General features: G+C 61.1%; 12 protein-coding genes and 3 tRNA genes. 9 read left to right on the top strand and 6 right to left on the bottom strand.

Annotation, left to right across the window (positions count from 1 at the left end; genetic code table 11):
• Positions 1-29: 29 nt before the first annotated feature.
• The 4 genes from recC (at position 30) to recD (ending at position 11,917) form a co-directional block, all read left to right on the top strand.
• Positions 30-3,401 (top strand): exodeoxyribonuclease V subunit gamma, encoded by a 3,372-nt coding sequence (recC, locus tag CPH57_RS16235; protein ID WP_046687722.1) that lies wholly within the window; start codon positions 30-32, stop codon positions 3,399-3,401.
• A 232-nt stretch (positions 3,402-3,633) separates the two neighbouring features.
• The gene (gene ptrA, locus CPH57_RS16230; RefSeq protein ID WP_033644854.1) at positions 3,634-6,522 is read left to right on the top strand and encodes a pitrilysin; all 2,889 of its coding nucleotides are present in this window, start codon (positions 3,634-3,636) and stop codon (positions 6,520-6,522) included.
• Complete coding sequence (gene recB / locus CPH57_RS16225; RefSeq protein WP_046687721.1) at positions 6,519-10,070, top strand: exodeoxyribonuclease V subunit beta; 3,552 nt, start codon at positions 6,519-6,521, stop codon at positions 10,068-10,070. The genes ptrA and recB overlap by 4 nt, the downstream gene beginning before the upstream one ends.
• On the top strand, positions 10,067-11,917 hold the full coding sequence (gene recD / locus CPH57_RS16220; RefSeq protein WP_046687720.1) for an exodeoxyribonuclease V subunit alpha: 1,851 nt from the start codon (positions 10,067-10,069) through the stop codon (positions 11,915-11,917). The genes recB and recD overlap by 4 nt, the downstream gene beginning before the upstream one ends.
• Before the next feature lie 38 nt (positions 11,918-11,955).
• Here the strand turns inward: recD and argA are convergent, their stop codons facing one another.
• Positions 11,956-13,281, bottom strand: coding sequence for an amino-acid N-acetyltransferase (argA, locus tag CPH57_RS16215; protein WP_015378910.1), 1,326 nt, complete (start codon positions 13,279-13,281; stop codon positions 11,956-11,958).
• A gap of 239 nt (positions 13,282-13,520) precedes the next feature.
• Between argA and amiC the strand changes: the two genes are divergently transcribed.
• On the top strand, positions 13,521-14,774 hold the full coding sequence (amiC, locus tag CPH57_RS16210; RefSeq protein ID WP_033644859.1) for an N-acetylmuramoyl-L-alanine amidase AmiC: 1,254 nt from the start codon (positions 13,521-13,523) through the stop codon (positions 14,772-14,774).
• Positions 14,775-14,864: 90 nt separating this feature from the next.
• On the opposite strand, the gene CPH57_RS16205 is transcribed toward amiC, so the two are convergent.
• From CPH57_RS16205 to CPH57_RS16195, 3 genes are all read right to left on the bottom strand, one after another.
• Positions 14,865-14,941: transfer RNA gene (locus CPH57_RS16205), tRNA-Met, on the bottom strand.
• Positions 14,942-15,006: 65 nt separating this feature from the next.
• Positions 15,007-15,083: transfer RNA gene (locus tag CPH57_RS16200), tRNA-Met, on the bottom strand.
• A 58-nt stretch (positions 15,084-15,141) separates the two neighbouring features.
• Positions 15,142-15,218 (bottom strand) — tRNA-Met (locus CPH57_RS16195).
• A gap of 216 nt (positions 15,219-15,434) precedes the next feature.
• On the opposite strand from CPH57_RS16195, the gene mltA reads away from it, so the two are divergent.
• Positions 15,435-16,571 (top strand): murein transglycosylase A, encoded by a 1,137-nt coding sequence (gene mltA / locus CPH57_RS16190; protein ID WP_096242557.1) that lies wholly within the window; start codon positions 15,435-15,437, stop codon positions 16,569-16,571.
• 84 nt (positions 16,572-16,655) lie between these two features.
• The gene (gene tcdA, locus CPH57_RS16185; protein WP_004931886.1) at positions 16,656-17,462 is read left to right on the top strand and encodes a tRNA cyclic N6-threonylcarbamoyladenosine(37) synthase TcdA; all 807 of its coding nucleotides are present in this window, start codon (positions 16,656-16,658) and stop codon (positions 17,460-17,462) included.
• Here tcdA and csdE read toward each other — a convergent pair.
• Positions 17,453-17,887: a cysteine desulfurase sulfur acceptor subunit CsdE gene (gene csdE / locus CPH57_RS16180; RefSeq protein ID WP_046687719.1), complete on the bottom strand. Its 435-nt coding sequence runs from the start codon at positions 17,885-17,887 to the stop codon at positions 17,453-17,455. The two genes, tcdA and csdE, sit on opposite strands and share 10 nt — an antisense overlap.
• A 19-nt stretch (positions 17,888-17,906) precedes the next feature.
• Positions 17,907-19,112 carry a cysteine desulfurase CsdA gene (gene csdA, locus CPH57_RS16175; protein WP_042785270.1) on the bottom strand — a complete coding sequence of 402 codons (1,206 nt, stop codon included), beginning with the start codon at positions 19,110-19,112 and terminating at the stop codon, positions 17,907-17,909.
• Between the two features lie 196 nt (positions 19,113-19,308).
• Here csdA and CPH57_RS16170 point away from each other — a divergent pair, with 196 nt between their 5' ends.
• Together CPH57_RS16170 and CPH57_RS16165 are read left to right on the top strand one after the other, a co-directional pair.
• A complete protein-coding gene (locus CPH57_RS16170; protein WP_025304050.1) occupies positions 19,309-19,533 on the top strand; it encodes a YgdI/YgdR family lipoprotein in 225 nt (74 codons plus the stop codon).
• 386 nt (positions 19,534-19,919) lie between these two features.
• A complete protein-coding gene (locus CPH57_RS16165) occupies positions 19,920-20,837 on the top strand; it encodes a transcriptional regulator GcvA (RefSeq protein ID WP_004931894.1) in 918 nt (305 codons plus the stop codon).
• Positions 20,838-20,887: the final 50 nt, after the last annotated feature.

The following is a 20,887-nucleotide window of genomic DNA, read 5'->3' as shown; positions in this document are numbered from 1 at the left end:
GGTACGTATCTTGTTTTAAAGGAGCCATCATGTTCACGGTTTATCATTCCAATCAGCTGGATTTATTGAAAACGCTGACCAGCGCGCTGATAGCCAGAGATCCGTTGGCCGATCCTTTTCAACAGGAAGTGGTGCTGGTTCAGAGCCCCGGTATGGCGCAATGGCTGCAAATGCAGCTGGCGGAGCAGTTCGGCATCGCCGCCAATGTCGCGTTTCCGCTGCCGGCGACCTTCATTTGGGACATGTTCACCCGCGTGTTGCCGGATATCCCGAAAGAGAGCGCCTTCAGCAAGGACGCCATGACCTGGAAGCTGATGTGGTTGCTGCCGGAGATGCTGACCCAGCCGGCGTTCGCGCCACTGCAGCACTATCTCACCGATGACGGCGACAAGCGAAAAATCCACCAATTGGCCGGCCGGGTTGCCGACCTTTTCGACCAGTATTTGGTTTATCGCCCGCAGTGGCTGGAGAGCTGGCAGCGCGGCGAACGCATCGACGGTCTGCCCGAGGCTCAGCAGTGGCAGGCGCCGCTCTGGGCGCGGCTGGTGGAGTACACGCGCGAATTGGGGCAGCCGGAATGGCACCGCGCCAATCTGTACAGCCGCTTTATCCACGCGCTGGAGCAGGCAACAACGTGTCCGCCCGGTTTGCCGCCGCGGGTGTTTATCTGCGGCATCTCGGCGTTGCCGCCGGTCTATCTGGAGGCGCTGCAGGCGCTGGGGCGGCATATCGATATCCACCTGATGTTCACCAACCCTTGTCGTTATTACTGGGGCGACATTCAGGATTACGCTTTCCTGGCCCGCTTGCAGAGCCGCAAGCGCCGTCACTATCATCAGGCGCGCGAGCAAGGGCTGTTTCGCGAACCGGCTGACGCGGCGCGTCTGTTTGACGCTGAAGGGCAGCAGCAGCTCAGTAACCCGCTGCTGGCCTCCTGGGGCAAGCTCGGGCGCGATCACCTCTATTTGCTGTCGCAGATGGAAGGGGCGCAAGAGGTCGACGCCTTTGTCGATATCCCGGCGGATACCATGCTGCACGCCGTTCAACGCGATATGCTGGAGCTGGAAGATCACGCGGTGATCGGCATCACGGCGGAAACGCTGGAAAGCAGTTTCAGCAAGCGCAGGCTCGATCCGCAAGATCGTTCCCTCAGCCTGCACGCCTGCCACAGCCCACAGCGGGAAGTGGAGGTGCTGCACGATCAACTGCTGACCATGCTCGCGCAGGATCCCGCGTTGACGCCGCGCGACATCATCGTGATGGTGGCGGATATCGACAGCTATACGCCTTATATTCAGGCCGTGTTCGGCAATGCTCCCGCCGAGCGCTACCTGCCGTTCGCCATTTCTGATCGTAAAGCGCGACAGGCGCATCCGGCTTTGCAGGCGTTCATCTCCCTGCTCGATCTGCCGCAAAGCCGCTTTACGTCGGAACAGGTGCTGGCGCTGTTGGAAGTGCCGGCCCTGGCCGCCCGTTTCGCCATTGGCGAAGAGGGGCTGCGCCTGTTGCGTCACTGGGTCGGTGAATCCGGCGTGCGCTGGGGGCTGGACGACGATAACGTGCGAGAACTGGATCTGCCCGCCACGGGCCAGCACACCTGGCGATTCGGCATTACGCGCATGCTGCTCGGTTACGCGATGGACAGCAACGCCGGCGATTGGCAGGGCATTTTGCCTTACGACGAGTCGAGCGGGTTGGTCGCCGAACTGGCGGGGCAGTTGGCGGATCTGCTGGCCCAATTGAGCCATTGGCGGCAAGTCTTGAGCGAAGCGCGCTCGCTCGAGGCATGGCTACCGCTGTGCCGACAGCTGCTGGATGCCTTCTTCGAAGCGGATAGCGATACCGAAGTGGTGCTGGCATTGATCGAGCAGCAGTGGCAGCAGGCCATCAATTTTGGCCTGGCGGCGCGCTATCCGGATGACGTGCCCTTGACGATTCTGCGCGACGATTTGGCGGCGCGCCTCGATCAGGAGCGCATCAGCCAGCGCTTCCTCGCCGGGCAAATCAACTTCTGTACGCTGATGCCGATGCGCTCGATTCCGTTCAAGGTGGTGTGCCTGTTGGGCATGAACGACGGCGTGTATCCGCGCACGTTGCCGCCATTGGGGTTTGATCTGATGGCGCAGCAGGTCAAGCGCGGCGACCGCAGCCGGCGCGATGACGACCGCTATCTGTTCCTGGAGGCGATTCTGTCCGCTCAACAACGGCTGTATATCAGCTTCATTGGCCGTTCCATTCAGGACAACAGCCCGCGCTATCCTTCGGTGCTGGTTACCGAGCTGCTGGAGTATCTGGAGCAAAGCTATTGCCTGCCGGGAGACGAGGCGTGCACCGCAGACGACAGCGCCCGGCGAGTGGGCGAGCATTTGCTGAAGTGGCATGCGCGCATGCCGTTCGCCGCCGAGAATTTCTTGCCGGGCTCGGAAGCGCAAAGCTATGCCGCCGAGTGGCTGCCCGCCGCCGACGGGCGCGGGGCGGCGCACCCGGCCTTCAACCAGCCGCTGCCCGCCGAAGCGCTGCAGCAAATAGCGTTGGATGAGCTGCTGCGGTTTTACCGCCATCCTATTCGCGCCTTCTTCCAGCTGCGGTTGGGCGTCAGCTTTATCCTGGAAGAGACCGAGCTGCCGGACGAAGAGCCCTTCACGCTGGATAACCTCAGCCGCTACCAGTTCAACAGCCAACTGCTGAATACCCTGATTGACGGCGACGATCCCGAACGGTTGTTCCAACGGGTGCGCGCCGCCGGGGGGTTGCCCTATGGCGCCTTCGGCGAGATCTATTGGCAAAAGCAGCAGGAAGAGATGAGCGAACTGGCCGAGCAGGTGCGTGCGGAACGCGCAGAGAGCCACAGCCTGGAATTGGACATCGATATTGCTGGCGTGCGCCTCAGCGGCTGGCTGCATCAGGTGCAGGATGACGGCCTGTTGCGCTGGCGGCCCGCCACGTTGTCGGCGGTGGACGGCATATTACTGTGGCTGGAGCACCTGGTGTACTGCTGCGCCGGCGGCACCGGCGAGAGCCGCATGTATGGTCGCAAGAACTCCGCCTGGCGCTTTGCCGCGCTTGCGCCTGAAGAGGCGCAAGCGCAGCTGGCGGAACTGCTGGCGGGCTATCAGCGCGGTCTGTGTCAGCCGCTGTTGTTGCTGAACAAGAGCGGCTGGGCGTGGCTGAGTCAGTGCTATCAGCCGGAAACGCAGCAAATCGACTGGGAGGAAGAAGCGCAAGCAAAGGCTCGCGCCAAATTGCTGCAGGCTTGGCAGGGCGATCAGCGCATTCCCGGAGAAGGGGAAGATCCCTATGTTCAGCGAGTGTTCCGCCAATTGGACAATGACTACCTGGCGCAAATACTGGCCGAAACAGAGCGTTATCTGCTGCCGGTGGCGCGTCATAACCTGGGGTAACAATCCCCCGGTGGTGCTGTGCGGCGGGAGGTGGTAAAAATAACGAAGGTTATATTCAACCATTGGGGTAATTCCCGGTCTTACATAACGTACAGGCATATACCCGCCGCGTTTTGGGGCGCCACATTGGCGAAGAACCCGGCGAGTACAGATTTGGTTATGTGGTTTTGATGTACGTCGCCAGCGTCAGGGAGTGGGCGTGGCGATGTCAGAATAGGGGTTTATTTTGGATATGCGCAGACAGTTGGCCCGCATCACCGGGCTGGTATTATTGGCTATGTGTTGGGCGCCGTTGAGCTGGGCCGCACAAGGATGGCAACCGCTGGCGGAGAAGATCAACAAGAGCGAGCACGATCCGCGTCAGTACGAGGCGATCAAGTTGGCTAACGGCATGACGGTGCTGCTGGTGTCCGATGTCCAGGCGCCGAAATCGCTGGCGGCGCTGGCATTGCCGGTCGGGTCGCTCGAAGATCCGAACAGCCAACTGGGCTTGGCGCACTATCTGGAACATATGGTGCTGATGGGCTCCAAACGTTATCCCGAGCCGGAAAACCTGTCCGAATTCCTGAAAAAGCACGGCGGCAGCCACAACGCCAGCACGGCTTCTTATCGCACCGCCTTCTATCTGGAAGTGGAGAATGACGCGCTGGAGCCGGCGGTCGATCGCATGGCCGACGCCATTGCGGAGCCGTTGCTGGATCCGGGCAATGCCGATCGCGAGCGCAACGCGGTGAATGCAGAATTGACGATGGCGCGTTCGCGCGACGGCATGCGTATGGCGCAGGTCGGTGCGGAAACCCTCAACCCGGCGCACCCGAGCGCGCGCTTCTCCGGCGGTAATCTGGACACGCTGAAAGACAAGCCGGGCAGCAAGTTACACGATGAGCTGATGGGGTTCTATAAGCGCTACTACTCCGCCAATCTGATGATGGGGGTGCTGTACGGCAATCAACCGCTGCCGCAGCTGGCTGACATTGCCGCAAAAACCTTTGGCCGCGTGCCGAATCATGACGCCAGCGTGCCGCCGATCACCGTACCGGCCGTCACGCCGGAGCAGCAGGGCATCATCATTCACTATGTGCCGGCGCAGCCGCGCAAGCAGCTGAAGGTTGAGTTCCGCATCGATAACAACAGCGCCGCGTTTCGCAGCAAAACCGATACCTACATCGGTTACCTGATCGGCAACCGCAGTAAAAATACCCTGTCCGACTGGTTGCAGAAGCAGGGATTGGCGGACGCCATCAATGCCGGCGCCGATCCGATGGTGGATCGCAACGGCGGCGTCTTCGCCATCAGCGTCTCGCTGACTGACAAAGGCTTGGCCCAGCGCGACCAAGTCGTCGCCGCCATTTTCAACTACCTGAAAATGCTGCGCAGCGAAGGTATCAAGCAGAGCTACTTCGACGAAATCTCGCATGTTCTGAACCTGGACTTCCGCTATCCGTCGATCACGCGCGACATGGACTACATCGAATGGCTGGTGGACACTATGCTGCGCGTGCCGGTTGAGCATGCGCTGGACGCGCCTTACCTGGCCGATCGCTATGATCCTAAGGCGATCGCTGAACGTCTGGATGCCATGACGCCGCAAAATGCGCGCATCTGGTTCGTCAGCCCCGATGAGCCGCACAACAAGACGGCCTATTTCGTCAATGCGCCTTACCAGGTCGACAAAATCACGCCACAGCGCTTTACGCAGTGGCAGCAGTTGGGCAGCGGCATTTCCCTGTCATTGCCGGCGCTCAACCCGTACATTCCGGATGATTTCACCCTGACCAAACCGTCGCATGAATTCAAAAAGCCGGAAATGGTAGTGGATAAGCCCGGCCTGCGCGTGCTGTATATGCCGAGCCGTTACTTCGCCGATGAGCCGAAGGCCGATGTCACCGTCGCTTTCCGCAACGCCAAGACCATGGATTCCGCGCGCAACCAGGTGCTGTTCTCGCTGACGGATTATCTGGCCGGCCTGGCGCTGGATCAGCTGAGCTATCAGGCGTCGGTCGGCGGGTTGAGTTTCTCGACGTCGCCGAACAACGGCCTGATGTTTAACGCCAACGGCTTTACCCAGCGCCTGCCGCAGTTGTTGACGGCGCTGATCGAGGGCTATTCCAGCTTCACGCCGACGGAAGATCAGCTGGCGCAGGCCAAGTCCTGGTACCTGGAGCAGTTGGACGCCGCCGAGAAGGGCAAGGCGTTTGAACTGGCCATTCAGCCGGTGCAGATGGTTTCCCGCGTGCCGTATTCCGAACGCAGCGAGCGCCGCGAAGTGCTGAAAACGCTGACGCTGAAAGACGTGCTGGCGTATCGCGACAGCCTGCTGGCCGAGGCCACGCCGGAGCTGCTGGTGGTGGGCAACATGAGCAAGCAACAGGTCGATACGCTGGCGTCGACGCTGAAGCACCGTCTGGGCTGTACCGGTATTGAGTGGTGGCACGGCGAAGACGTGGTGGTGGACAAGAATCAGCTGGCCAACCTGCAACAGGTAGGCAGCAGCACCGACTCGGCGCTGGCGGCGGTCTACGTACCGACCGGTTACGACGAAGTGACCGGCATGGCCTACAGCTCGCTGTTGGGGCAGATTATTCAGCCGTGGTTCTACAGCCAGCTGCGCACTCAGGAACAATTGGGGTATGCGGTCTTTGCCTTCCCGATGTCGGTGGGCCGCCAGTGGGGCGTAGGCTTCCTGTTGCAGAGCAACAGCAAACAGCCGGCCTACCTGTACCAGCGCTATCAGGATTTCTATCCGAAAACCGAGAAACGCCTGCGTGAAATGAGCGAGGCCGATTTTGAGCAGTACAAACAGGCGCTGATCAACGAACTCAAACAGCGGCCGCAAACCCTCAGCGAGGAGGCCAGCCGGTTCGCCAATGATTTCGATCGCGGCAACTTCGCCTTTGATACCCGCCAGAAGCTGATCGCGCAGGTGCAACAGCTGACGCCGACCAAACTGGCGGATTATTTCCACCAGGCAGTGATCCAGCCGCAGGGGCTGGCGGTGTTGTCGCAGGTCAGCGGCAGCGGGCAGGACAAAGCGGATTACGCGGCGCCTAAGGATTGGGTCACCTATCCGAACGCGTCGGCATTGCAGCAGATCCTGCCGCGTAAAGTGGCTACGCCATGACGGAAGTCGCCCCGCAGAGGCTAGAACCGCTGACGCTGCCGCTGTTTGGCGAACGCCTGATCGAGGCGTCGGCGGGCACCGGTAAAACTTTTACCATCGGCGCGCTGTATCTGCGCTTGCTGCTGGGATTGGGGGGGGAAGCGGCGTTTCCCCGCCCGTTGACGGTCGAAGAAATCCTGGTGGTGACCTTTACCGAGGCCGCCACCGAGGAGCTGCGCGGGCGTATCCGTGACAATATCCACGGGCTGCGCATCGCCTGCGTGCGCGGCATCAGCGCTAACCCGCTGTTTTCGGCGCTGATGGAAGAAATTGACGATTTGTCTGACGCCGCTGCGCAGCTGCTGGCGGCGGAGCGGCAGATGGACGAAGCGGCGATTTACACTATCCACGGTTTTTGCCAACGGATGTTGACCCACAACGCCTTCGAGTCCGGCATGCTGTTTGAACAAACGCTGGTGCAGGACGAACTGCCGCTGCGGCGGCAGGCCTGCGCCGATTTCTGGCGCCGTCATTGCTATCCGTTGCCGCTGGGCGTGGCGCGTGCGATCAGCCAGGAGTGGAGCGGCCCGGAAGCGTTGCTGGCCGACCTTTCCGGTTATCTGCACGGTGAAGCGCCGGCGCTGCGGCGACCACCGAAGGACGAAGAAACCGTTCTGATGCGCCACGAGCAGATCGTCGCGCGCATCGACGCCATCAAGGCGCAATGGCGGGCGGCGGCGGGCGATCTTGAGGCGTTAATCGCCCAGTCCGGCGTCGATAAGCGCAGCTACAGCAGCAAACACCTGCCGAACTGGTTGAACAAGGTCGGCGAATGGAGCGGGCAGGAGACCCAGGATTACCAACTGCCGAAGGAGCTGGACAAGTTTCGCCAGTCGGTGCTGCTGGAGAAGACCAAGAAGGGCGAGCCGCCGCGTCATGCGCTGTTCACGGCGATAGACGAACTGTTCGATGAACCCTTGACGTTGCGCGACCTGATCATGGCGCGCGCGCTCAGCGAGATCCGCACCTCCATTCAGCAGGAAAAGCGCCAGCGCGCCGAGCTGGGGTTTGACGACCTGCTCAGCCGTTTGGACAGCGCCCTGCAAAGCGGCGGCGGCGAACAGTTGGCGCAGGCGATCCGCCAGCGCTATCCGGTGGCGATGATCGATGAATTCCAGGATACCGATCCGCAGCAATACCGTATTTTCCAAAAACTTTACGTCGGCCGGCCTGATTGCGGCCTGCTGCTGATCGGCGATCCCAAGCAGGCGATTTACGCCTTTCGCGGCGCCGACATCTTTACCTACATGCGCGCGCGTTCAGAGGTGAGCGCCCACTATACGCTGGAGACCAACTGGCGCTCGTCGCCGTCGATGGTCGCCAGCGTCAATCACCTGTTTTCTCAGGTAGAAAAACCTTTCCTGTTCGGCCAAATCCCCTTTATTGAGGTTAACGCGGCGGAAAAGAACCAAGGGCTGGCGTTTGAATTGCACGGCAAGCCGCAGCCGGCGATGCAATTCTGGCTGCAGCAGGGGGAAGGCGCGGGTGTAAGTGATTACCAACAGCTAATGGCGCGCCTGTGCGCCACGCAAATTCGCGACTGGCTCAGCGCCGGGCAGCAGGGCCTGGCGCGGCTGCAGAGCGGCAAGGCGTCACGGCCGGTGCAAGCCTCTGATATCACGGTGCTGGTGCGCAGCCGCAACGAGGCGGCGTTGGTGCGCGATGCGCTCAGCGCGCTGTCTATTCCGTCGGTCTACCTGTCCAACCGCGACAGCGTGTTTGACACCCCGGAGGCCAAAGACCTGCTGTGGTTGCTGCAGGCGGTGTTGGCGCCGGAGCAGGAGCGCACGCTGCGCAGCGCCATGGCCACCGGGCTGATGGGGCTGGACGCGCCGACGCTGGACGGCCTGAGCCGCGATGAGCGCGCCTGGGACGCGCTGGTTAATGAATTCGACAATTACCGCACGCTCTGGCTGCGCCGCGGCGTGTTGCCGATGCTGAGCGAGGTGATGAAAACTCGCCAATTGGCGGAGAACCTGCTGGCCAGCGCCGGCGGCGAGCGTCGCTTGACCGACGTGCTGCATCTGGGGGAGCTGTTGCAAGAAGCGGCGGCGCAGCTCGACAGCGAGCATGCGCTGGTGCGCTGGCTGGCGCAGCAGATCGCTCAGCCTAATCGCCAGTCCGACAATCAGCAACTGCGGCTGGAGAGCGACCGGCATCTGGTGCAGGTGATCACGATCCACAAGTCCAAGGGGCTGGAGTTCGATCTGGTGTGGCTGCCGTTCGTCGGCAACTTCCGCCAGCAGCAGCAGGCGCTGTATCACGATCGCCACAGTTTCCAGGCGTTGCTGGACCTCGACGCCAATGAAGAGAGCCAGGCCTGGGCGGAGGAGGAGCGGTTGGCGGAGGATCTGCGTCTGCTGTATGTGGCGCTGACCCGCTCGGTGTACCACTGCAGTATCGGCATTGCGCCGCTGTTCCAGGGCACGCGCAAGAAACAGGGCGATACCGACCTGCACCGCAGCGCATTGGGCTATCTGGTGCAGGGCGGGCAGCCCGGCGATGCCGTGTATCTGCAGGAGCGGCTGCAGCAATTGGTGGGTGGCGGTATCGCGCTGTCGCTGGTTGAACCGCCGGATGCAGAACCCTGGCAACCCCAGGCGTCGCTGGCCGAAGCGTTGGCGGCGAAAAGCTTTACCCGGCGGATCCAGGATTTTTGGCGGGTGACCAGCTATACCGGTTTGCAACAGCACGGCGCGAGCCTGATGCAGGATCTGCTGCCGCGTCTGGATGTCGACGCGGCCGGTGAGCGCGGGGAAGAAAGTGAGCCAGCGCTTACACCGCATACCTTCCCGCGCGGCGCAACGCCCGGCACCTTCCTGCACAGCCTGTTTGAAACGCTGGACTTCACCCAGCCGCTCGACGAACAGTGGCTGCTGGAACAGCTGCAGCAGCAAGGGTTTGCCGAACACTGGCAACCGATACTGCTGGCGTGGATGCAGGTGCTGCTCAATACGCCGCTCGATGACAGCGGCGTGACGTTGGCGGCGCTGACGCCGCAGCATAAGCAGGCAGAGCTGCAGTTCTATTTACCGATTAACCGGCTGTTGCAGGCGAAGGAGCTCGATGCTCTGGTGAAGCGTTACGATCCGCTTTCCGCCCGCTGCCCGGCGCTGGATTTCCATCAGGTGCAGGGCATGCTGAAAGGCTTTATCGACCTGGTGTTCTGCTGGCAAGGCAAATACTACCTGCTGGACTACAAGTCCAACTGGCTGGGGGAGGACAGCAGCGCCTATACCCGGCCGGCGATGGAGCAGGCGATGGCGGAGCATCGTTATGATCTGCAATACCAGCTGTATACGCTGGCGTTGCATCGTTATTTGCGCCATCGGTTGCCGGATTATGATTACCGGCGCCATTTCGGCGGGGTGATTTATCTGTTCCTGCGCGGCGTGGATGCGGCGCACCCGGGCAACGGCATTTTCACCTGTCTCCCCGCGTTTGAGCTGGTGGCGGGAATGGATAGCTTGTTCAGCGGCGAAGCTGCGGCGACGGAGGAAAAATCATGATCGCACTGCTGGAGCAGGCGGTGGCGCTTGGCGCGCTGCGCCCGCTGGACGTGCAGTTCGCCCGCGTGGTGGCGAGCGAAGACGAGCCTGATATTTTACTGGCCGCCGCCTGTCTGAGCGCAGAGGCGGGGGCGGGGCATGTTTGCCTGATGCTGGAGCAGCTGCAGGCGGACACGCTGTTTGAAGGGCGCCAACCGGCGCTGGCGCTGGCGCTGTGGGAGGCGGCCGGGCGACCGGATAGCGCACGTTGGCAGCAGCGCCTGGCGAGCAGCGCGGCGGTTGGGGACGGCAGCGGCGCTACGCCGCTGGTGCTGCGTGGGCAGCGCTTATATCTGCAACGCATGTGGCAAAACGAAGGTGAAGTGGCGGCGTTTATCGGCGGTGAAGGTGAATCGCTGACGGTGCCGGAGGAGGCGTTGCGCGCCATTCTCGACCGCTTGTTCGGCGCGGCGAGCGATGAACCCGACTGGCAGAAGATCGCTGCTGCGGTGGCTGCCACGCGGCGCATCGCGGTGATTTCCGGCGGACCGGGCACCGGTAAAACCACCACCGTCGCTAAACTGCTGGCGGCGCTGGTGCAGCTGGATGAAAGCGCGCGCTTGCGGATTCAGCTGGCGGCGCCAACCGGCAAGGCGGCGGCACGCCTGACGGAGTCGCTTGGCAGCGCCAGCCGTCAGCTGGCGTTGACCCCGGCGCAGCAGGCGTTGTTCCCCACGGAGGCGGCGACGTTGCACCGTTTGTTGGGGGCGCAACCCAACAGTCAGCGCATGCGCTATCACCGCGGTAACCGGCTGCATTTGGATGTGTTAGTGGTGGATGAGGCCTCGATGGTCGATCTGCCGATGATGGCGCGCCTGATTGCGGCGTTGCCCGATCGGGCCCGGGTGATTTTCCTCGGCGACCGCGATCAGCTGGCTTCGGTAGAGGCCGGCGCGGTGCTGGGGGATATTTGCCGTTTTGCCGAGCAGGGATACAGCGAGGCGCGCGCCGCAGAGCTGAGCCGCCTGACCGGTTGTTCGATCGCTGGGCAGCGGGCCGACGCGCAAGCGGCGGTGCGCGACAGCCTGTGCCTGTTGCGTAAGAGCTATCGCTTCGACGCCCGTTCCGGCATCGGTCAACTGGCGTTGGCGGTCAACGCCGGTGCGGGGGATCGCGCGCTGGCGGCATTAAACGGCCGTTTCGGCGATGTCGCGGGCTATGCGCTGGCGACGAGCGAAGAGTATCAGGCGCTGCTGGACGCGTGCGTGGCGGGCTATCGCGACTATCTGCGGCTGACTGCCGAAGGCGCGGATGCGGCGGCGGTGCTGGCCGCCTTTAGCCGCTTCCAGGTGCTGTGCGCGCTGCGTGAAGGGCCGTTCGGCGTCGCCGGCCTGAATGAACGTATTGAACTCGGGCTGCAGCGCGCCGGCCTGATCGACCGCAAACCGGGTGTGCTCGGCCGCTGGTATCGGGGGCGGCCGGTGATGATCGGCCGCAACGACAGCGCGCTGGGGTTATTCAATGGGGATATCGGCATTACTCTGCCGGATGAGCGCGGCGAGCTGCGCGTGCATTTCCAACTGCCGGACGGCAGCATCAAGTCGGTGCAGCCGAGCCGTTTGCCGGCGCATGAAACCGCTTACGCCATGACGGTGCACAAGTCCCAGGGATCGGAGTTTGAGCATACGGTTCTGGTGTTGCCGAACCATTTCCTGCCGGTGCTGACGCGTGAGCTGGTCTATACCGCGATCACCCGTGCGCGTCAGCAGCTCTCGCTGTACGCCACGGACGCGGTGCTGCTGCGGGCCATTCGCACGCCGACCCAGCGTCGCAGCGGATTGGCTGAACGGCTGCAGACGATGGAATAAGCGATGAAGGGGCGCGGTAGCGGCCGCGCCCACAGGGATTACAGATCCGCCAGCAGAATTTTGGAGCGGCGTTGGTAGTTGTACAACGCTTGTTTCTGCATCGGCAGCACGTCGACCTCCGCCGGGGTGAAGCCACGCTCCTGGAACCAGTGGATGCTGCGTGTGGTCAGCACGAACAGCTTCTTCAATCCCATCTGCCGCGCCTGATTTTCCACCCGCTGCAGCAGCATCTCGCCGCGCGAAGAGCTGCGGTAATCGGGATGCACCGCCACGCAGGCCATCTCGCCGATTTTTTCCTCCGGGAACGGGTACAGCGCCGCGCAGGCGATGGTCAGGTTATCGCGTTCGATAATGGTGAACTTGTCGATCTCCATCTCCAGCTGTTCACGCGAACGGCGCACCAGAATACCCTGCTGTTCGAGCGGCCGGATGAGCTCCAGAATACCGCCGATGTCGTTGATCGTCGCCCGGCGCACCTGTTCGGCGCTTTCCATCACGATTTGGGTGCCGATGCCGTCGCGTGAGAACAGCTCTTGCACCAGCGCGCCGTCCTCCTGATAGCTGATCAGGTGGCTGCGGCGCACGCCGCTGCGGCAGCCTTTCACCGCGCCGCGCAGGAAGCGCACGGTGCCGGAATGGTAATCACCGCCTTCCTCCAGCTCTTCAAGACGCTTTTGCGCGTCGTTGGGGAACAGCTCGGAAAGGATGTTGCCTTCCGCGTCGGTCACGCCCTGCGAGGAGCAGAAACCGATCATTTTTTCCGCTTTCAGTTTGATCGCCAGCTGAGTCGCGACTTCCTCCGAAGTCAGGTTGAAGCTCTCGCCGGTCACCGAGACGGCGACCGGGCCGATCAGCACGATGGCGTTGCTGTCGAGCTGACGATGGATCGCTTCTTCATCGATGCGGCGAATGCGGCCGCTGTGGCAGTAGTCGATGCCGTCATCGACGCCCAGCGGCTGCGCGATGATGAAGTTGCCGCTGACCACGTTAATGTGCGCGCCCTGCAGCGGCGTGTTGTTGAGGCTCATCGACAGCCGGGCGGTGATGTCCAGCTGCAATAAACCGGCCGCCTGCTTGACCAACTCAAGCGTATGGGCGTCGGTCACGCGCGTATGCTTGTGGTAGATCGGTTCATAGTTGTGCTGCGCCAGATTGGCGTCGATCTGCGGCCGAGCGCCGTAAACCACCACCAGGCGAATGCCCAGGCTATGCAGCAGCCCGATATCATTGACGATGTTGGAAAAATTCTCGTGTTCGATGGCTTCCCCACCGAGCATGATGACAAACGTCTTGCCGCGGTGGGCGTTGATATAGGGGACGGAGTGACGGAATCCTTGCACCAGCTCTGTACTACGTTCCTTCACGGGCAAACCTCTTTGCATATTTATACGATATTTTTGTATTTTTATTCTTTTATTGCGCCAATGGCAAGTGGGAAATCGTCATGAAGAGCGAGCTAAGGGCGCTAAATCGTTAATAAATTGAAAAACCATAAAAAGATTTTCTGATGACAGGGCTGGAATGATTGGTTAAAGTTTTCGGCATTCCCAAGTCATTGGTGTTTTTTTCATCTGTTGTAAACAGTTATTACTGCCGGAGCCGCATGCCAAACGCTAATCACAATCTGGGCCGCCGTCGTTTATTACAGGGCGTTGCCGCCAGCTGGTTGCTGAGTGTGAGTCGCACGGGCTTCGCCGCGTCATCGCACGTGATTGCCGTGCGCGTCTGGCCGTCCTCCACTTATACCCGCGTCACGCTGGAATCCAACGTCGAACTGAAATACAAGCAGTTCGCCCTGACCAATCCCGATCGCGTGGTGGTGGATATCGAAGGCGTGCATCTCAACAGCGTGCTGAAGGGCATCGCCGGGCAGGTGCGCGCCGACGATCCTTATCTCAAGCAGGCGCGCGTCGGCCAGTTCGATCAGAATACCGTGCGGCTGGTGCTGGAGCTCAAGCAAAGCGTCAGCCCGCACATGTTCTCGCTGGCGCCGGTGCCGGAGTATCGCAACCGTCTGGTGATGGATCTCTACCCGACCAAGGGCGGCAGCGGCGGCGAGGAGTATGATCCGCTACTGGCGTTACTGGAAGATTACAACAAAGGCGATCTGGAGCGCACGCTGCCGCCCGAAGCGCCGCAGGCCGGCAAGGCGGGGCGCGATCGGCCGATCGTCATCATGCTGGATCCTGGCCACGGGGGCGAAGATCCCGGTGCGATCGGCAAGTATAAGACGCGCGAGAAAGACATCGTGCTGCAGATTGCCCGCAAGCTGAGCGCCATGATCAAGCGCGAGCCGAACATGAAGGTGTTCATGACGCGCAATGAAGACGTGTTTATCCCGCTCAAGGTGCGCGTCGCCAAGGCGCGCAAGCAGCGCGCCGATCTGTTCGTTTCGATTCACGCCGACGCCTTCACCAGCCGCGCCGCGCGCGGGTCATCGGTGTTCGCGTTGTCCACCAAAGGCGCCACCAGCTCGGCGGCCAAGTTCCTGGCGCAGACGCAGAACGCCTCGGACCAAATCGGTGGCGTCAGCAAGAGCGGCGACCGCTATCTCGACCACACCATGTTCGATTTGATCCAGACCGCAACCATCAACGATAGCCTGAAGTTCGGCAAGGAAGTGCTGAACCGGATGGGTAAAATCAACCGGTTGCACAAGAATCGCGTCGATCAGGCCGGTTTTGCGGTGTTGAAGGCGCCGGATATCCCGTCGATCCTGGTGGAAACGGCGTTTATCAGCAATATCGAAGAGGAGCGCAAGCTGCGCACCAGCCATTTCCAGCAGCAGGTGGCGGAGTCGATTCTGGCGGGCATCAAGGCTTATTTCGCCAACGGCGGCGCGTTAGCGAGCCGATAGCGGCAGGGCCGGGCGCAAGTCCGGCTGTTTTTGCGGATTGCAGATACAAAAAAACACCCGTCAGGGTGCTTATCTGTTGTCATCAAGAGTTGGTTGCGGGGGCCGGATTTGAACCGACGACCTTCGGGTTATGAGCCCGACGAGCTACCAGGCTGCTCCACCCCGCGTCCGTCTTGATGCGGTATTACGACGAAACCACCGTTCATGTTATGCCGCTGGTACGGCATTCGGTTGGTTGCGGGGGCCGGATTTGAACCGACGACCTTCGGGTTATGAGCCCGACGAGCTACCAGGCTGCTCCACCCCGCGTCCGTGTAATACTTTGTTATCGAACCCAAACGCAAAATACCGCCACTGCGGCATCGGTTGGTTGCGGGGGCCGGATTTGAACCGACGACCTTCGGGTTATGAGCCCGACGAGCTACCAGGCTGCTCCACCCCGCGTCCGATGGATGCGCACTATACTCTCCATGCGTTTTGTTGCAAACCCTTTTTGCATTTTATTGGCCTAAACCCGTTTTTCTGCTGAATTTGCCCGCAATTTGCCTTCTTTTTCATCACCATCCTCCGTGCGGCTTTTTTTATTTGCAGCGATTCCTTTATCAATGAGCGTTTGTTATCGTTCAGCCGGTAGATCATATCAGTTTGAGAGTGTGCGCGATGAAAGGACGTTGGGGCAAATACCTGCTGGGCGGGTTGATGGTGGCGGTATTGGCGGGCTGTTCGTCCAAGCCGACCGATCGGGGTCAGCAATATAAGGACGGCCGTCTGGATCAATCGCTGGAGCTGGTCAATCAGCCCAACGCCAAAGGTTCGCCGGTCAACGCCAAGGATTATTCGGATCAGCTGATGGAGATCAAGTACGCGTCGCCTTCGCTGTTTAACCGCAACAACAGCACCTATCAGGCGGTGCAAAACTGGATGGCGTCCGGCGCCGACACGCGCATGCTGAGCCAGTACGGCCTCAGCGCTTACCAGATGGAAGGCGTCGACAATTACGGCAACGTGCAGTTTACCGGCTACTACACGCCGGTGGTGCAGGCGCGCTATACCCAACAGGGCGAGTTCCGTTATCCGCTGTACCGCATGCCGCCGAAGGGTAGGAGCCGCTTGCCGGATCGCGCGGGCATTTATTCTGGCGCGCTCGACGATCGCTATATCATCGCTTACACCAACTCGCTGATGGACAACTTCATGATGGAAGTCCAGGGCAGCGGCTACGTCGACTACGGCAACGGTCAGCCGCTGGTGTTCTTCGGCTACGGCGGCAAGAACGGCCACGCCTACCGCAGCATCGGCAAAGTGCTGATCGATCGCGGTGAAGTGGCCAAGGCGGACATGTCGATGCAGGCGATCCGTCAGTGGGCGGATACCCACAGCGCCGCAGAGGTGCGCGAGCTGCTGGAGCAGAACCCGTCGTTCGTGTTCTTCCGCCCGGAAGCTTTTGCGCCGGTGAAAGGCGCCAGCGCGGTGCCGCTGATCGCCAAAGCGTCGGTGGCCTCCGACCGTTCACTGATCCCGGCAGGCACCACGCTGCTGGCCGAAGTGCCGCTGCTGGACAACAAGGGTAAATTCACGGGAAAATACGAGATGCGTCTGATGGTCGCGCTCGACGTGGGCGGCGCCATCAAGGGCCAGCATTTTGACATGTATCAGGGCATCGGGCCGGAAGCCGGCCACTCGGCGGGCTACTACAACCACTATGGCCGCGTCTGGGTGCTGAAGAACAACGGCGGCGGCCAGCTGTTCAGCGCCAATCAGTCAAACGGCGGCGGTTCGTTGCTGGTCACCCGCTAAACGCGCACGGCGTGAAAAGATTGACCCGCAAGGGCCGGATTTTCCGGCCCTTATCATTTGCATTACGAAGGTAATTAAAGCGTTATGAGCACAGCTTATTCGGAAGCCTATCTGCAGCGTTTCGGCGGCACGGCGCGGTTATACGGCCAGCAGGCGCTGGCGGTGTTCGCGCAGGCGCACGTCTGCGTGATCGGCATCGGCGGCGTGGGTTCCTGGGCGGCTGAGGCGCTGGCGCGCACCGGCATCGGCGCCATCACTCTGATCGACATGGATGATGTTTGCGTCACCAATACCAACCGTCAGATCCACGCGCTGCGTCAGCATGTCGGGCAATCGAAAACCGAGGTAATGGCGGAGCGTATCCTGGCGATCAACCCGGAATGCCGGGTGACCTGCATTGACGATTTCATTACCCCGGACAACGTCGCCGAGCTGCTGGACCATAACTTCAGCTACGTCATCGACGCAATCGACAGCGTACGGCCGAAAGCGGCGCTGCTGTCATACTGCCGCCGCTTCAAGATCCCGGTGGTGACCACCGGCGGCGCCGGCGGGCAGATAGATCCGACCAAAATCGAAGTGGCCGATCTGGCGAAAACCATTCAGGATCCGCTGGCCGCCAAGCTGCGCGAGCGGCTGAAGCACGATTTTAACGTGGTGAAAAACGGCAAGGGCAAGCTGGGCATCGACTGCGTCTTTTCCAGCGAGCCGCTGGTTTATCCGCAGCCGGACGGTTCGGTATGCGCTTCGCGCAGTACGGCGGAGGGGCCGAAAAGAATGGATTGCAGCGCAGGTTTCGGCGCGGCGACCATGGTCACCGCCACCTTCGGCTTCGTCGCCGTGTCGCACGCGCTGAAAAAGATGGTGGCGAAGGCGGCGCGTCAGGCGTAACGGGCGGCGATCGCCTGCACGGCGGCGGCTAACGCCGCCAGCCCGCTGGCGCGAGTGGCGCTCAGCTGAGCGCGCAGCGCCAGGCGGTCGAACAGCGCCAGCGGATCCAATTCGGCGATCTGCTGCGGCGTTTTCCCTTCCACTTCGGTCAGCAGCACCGCCAACAGGCCACGCACGATGCGGCCTTCGCTGTCGCCATAAAAGTGCAGCGTGCCGTCTTCCAGCAACTGGTGCCCCAACCAGACGCGGTTTTCACACCCGCTTAACGCCATTTCTTCACTGCGCAAGGCCTCCGGCAGCGACGGCAGCCGTTTTGCGAGCATAATCAGTTGTCGGTAGCGGTCTTCCCACTGTTTCAGCGCGCTGAAGGTGGCGATTAACGCTTCGGCGGTGATCTCTCGGCCAAAAGGATGGGGGGCGAGCATAGCGTCTCCGGGAATCAAGTCAGTCGGCCAGCAGGTCGAGGGCGTGGGTCAACGCGCTGACCAGCGTATCGACGTCCTGTTGAGTATTGTAGGGGGCGAACGACGCGCGCAACGTACCGCTGACGCCTAACGCCGCCATCAGCGGCTGCGCGCAGTGCTGGCCGGCGCGCAGCGCAATGCCTTGCTCCGCCAGCAGCGTGACGATGTCGCTGTGGTGTACGCCGGCGATATCGAACGCCAGCAGGCTGGAACCGGAACTGCGGAAGCTGCGAAAGCCCGGCAGCTGCGCCAACCGCTGTTCTGCCCGATCCGCCAGCTCGCGACTGTAGCGCTCCGCCGCCGCCATGTCCTGTTCGCGAAGCCAGGTGAGCGCGGCGGCCAACCCCAGCACGCCGGCGATGTTTGGCGTGCCGGCTTCGAAGCAGTGCGGCGGTTTTTGCGGGATAAAACCGTCGAACGACGCCTGGGTCAACATCTTTCCCCCTCCTTGCCACGGCGCCATCTGCGCCAGCAGCTCGGATTTGCCGTACAGCGCGCCGATGCCGGTCGGGCCATACAGTTTGTGGCCGGAGAAGGCGTAGAAATCGATATCGAGCCGCTGTACGTCGGCCGGGTCGTGAACCACGCCCTGTGCGCCGTCGATCATCACGCGCGCGCCGGCGGCATGGGCCAGCGCGATCGCCGGCGCCAGATCCGGGCAGCCGCCGGTGACGTTGGACATTTGCCCCAGCGCCAACAGGCGGGTTCTATCGTTGAGCAGGGCGGGCAGCTGCGCCAGGTCCGGCAGACGGTCGGCGCCGATCGGCAGTTTCACTACCCGCGCGCCGGTTTGATCCGCCACCATCAGCCAGGGGATCAGGTTGGCGTGGTGCTCCGCTTCGCTCACCAGAATTTCATCCCCCGGCTGCAGACGCGGACGCAGATAACTCTGCGCCACCAGGTTGATCGCCTCGGTGGTGCCGCGCGTCCAGACGATGTCGTCGGCCGACGGCGCATGGATAAGTTGCGCGACCTGGCCGCGCGCCTGCTCGAAACGGGCGGTCAGATCCTGCGCCGCCCGATGCTGGCTGCGGTGCACGGTGGCGGCGTCGTCGCGATAAAACTGCTGCGTGGCGTCGATCACCGCCTGCGGCTTCAACGCGGTGGCGGCGCTGTCCAGATAGATGCCGTCCTGCGCGAGCGCGGGAAACTGTTGGCGAAAAAGGCTGGGGTTAAAAGGCGTCATACCCTGATTGTCACTGGCTTGAGTCGATGGGTGATCCTGTCCTATTTTGCCGCCGGAGACAAGCGTTCGCGCCGATTAGGACTTATCGCCTGGCAAAATTGGGAAAGTTTGTTATGCTATTAAACGTGCGCTTGTTAATCGCATCTATACGCATAAAAGGTATTTATCAGCATTTAAAACTAAAAAGGAGTCCTCAATGAAGAAAACAGCCGCAGTTCTCTCTGCCCTGATGCTTACGTTCACCCTGGCCGCCTGTTCCAGCAACTACGTGATGCATACCAATGACGGACGCACCATTGTCGCTGACGGCAAGCCTAAAGTGGATAACGATACCGGCATGATCAGCTATAAAGACGCCAACGGCGTCGAACAGCAGATCAACCGCGCCGATGTGAAAGAGATGGTTGAAAGCAACCAGTAACCGTCAGGCAAAAAAAAAGCACCGCAAGTTTTGCGGTGCTGCATAAAATCACTATGGACAGACAGGGTAAATGTACAGGAAGTGAAAAAACAGTAGCCTAGCTACCATGTCCGGAATCGCCGGACAATTTGCAAACACAACATCACAACCACAAGCCAAAAGTTCATCGGCGTCCTCGACACCCACTCCCTTTTCGTTCCGGCCCGGGAAGTGCCGCCACTATAGGTATTTGCTGGCGCATCCTCAACGGACAAATTATAATGGCTCGGATTAAAAAAACTAATGGCAATGCGCCGTTAGCGTTTGTCCATGGCTTGCCACACAAAGCCGCCCGATTTTCGGCGCCGAATCATTCGGATTAATGTTACACAAAAGTAGCTAATTTAATGTCTAAACGCTTACCTCCCCTCAATGCGCTGCGCGTGTTCGATGCGGCCGCTCGCCACCTGAGTTTCACCAAGGCGGCGGAAGAGCTGTTCGTGACTCAGGCCGCGGTGAGCCACCAGATCAAGTCGCTGGAGGACTTCCTCGGACTGAAGCTGTTTCGCCGGCGCAATCGCTCGCTGCTGCTGACCGAAGAGGGGCAAAGTTACTACCTTGATATCAAGGAGATCTTCTCTTCGATCAACGAGGCGACGCGCAAGCTGCAGGCGCGCAGCGCCAAGGGGGCATTGACCGTCAGTTTGCCGCCGAGCTTCGCCATTCAGTGGCTGGTGCCGCGTCTGTCCGGCTTTAACTCAGCTTATCCGGGCATCGACGTGCGCATCCAGGCGGTGGACCGTGAAGAGGACAAGCTGGCGGACGACGTCGACGTGGCGATTTTCTATGGCCGCGGCAATTGGCCGGGGCTGCGCGCCGAGCGCCTGTATGCGGAATATTTGCTGCCGGTTTGTTCGCCGAGCCTGCTGACCGGCGATCATCCGCTGAAAACCGCAGACGATCTGGCTTATCATACGCTGCTGCATGACGTTTCACGTCGCGACTGGCTGGCCTATACGCGCCAGCTGGGGTTGCAGCACATCAACGTGCAGCAGGGGCCAATCTTCAGCCACAGCGCCATGGTGGTGCAGGCGGCGGTGCACGGTCAGGGCGTGGCGCTGGTGAACAACGTGATGGCGCAAACCGAGATTGAAGCCGGTCGTCTGGTGTGCCCGTTCAACGATGTGTTGGTCAGTAAAAATGCTTTTTATCTGGTATGTCATGACAGCCAGGCAGAACTGGGTAAAATAGCCGCCTTCCGGCAGTGGATCCTGGCGCGTGCCGCCAGCGAACAAGAGAAGTTCCGCTTCCGCTACGAACAATAAGGCCGGCCGCCGCCTTGCCGCGGCCGGTGATTTTTAATGGGATAGATCAC

This window comes from Serratia sp. JKS000199 (assembly GCF_900215455.1).
Classification (GTDB): Bacteria; Pseudomonadota; Gammaproteobacteria; order Enterobacterales; family Enterobacteriaceae; genus Serratia; species Serratia ureilytica.
Note: the sequence above shows the minus strand (reverse complement) of the source record. Positions and strands in the feature narration are given on the sequence as shown.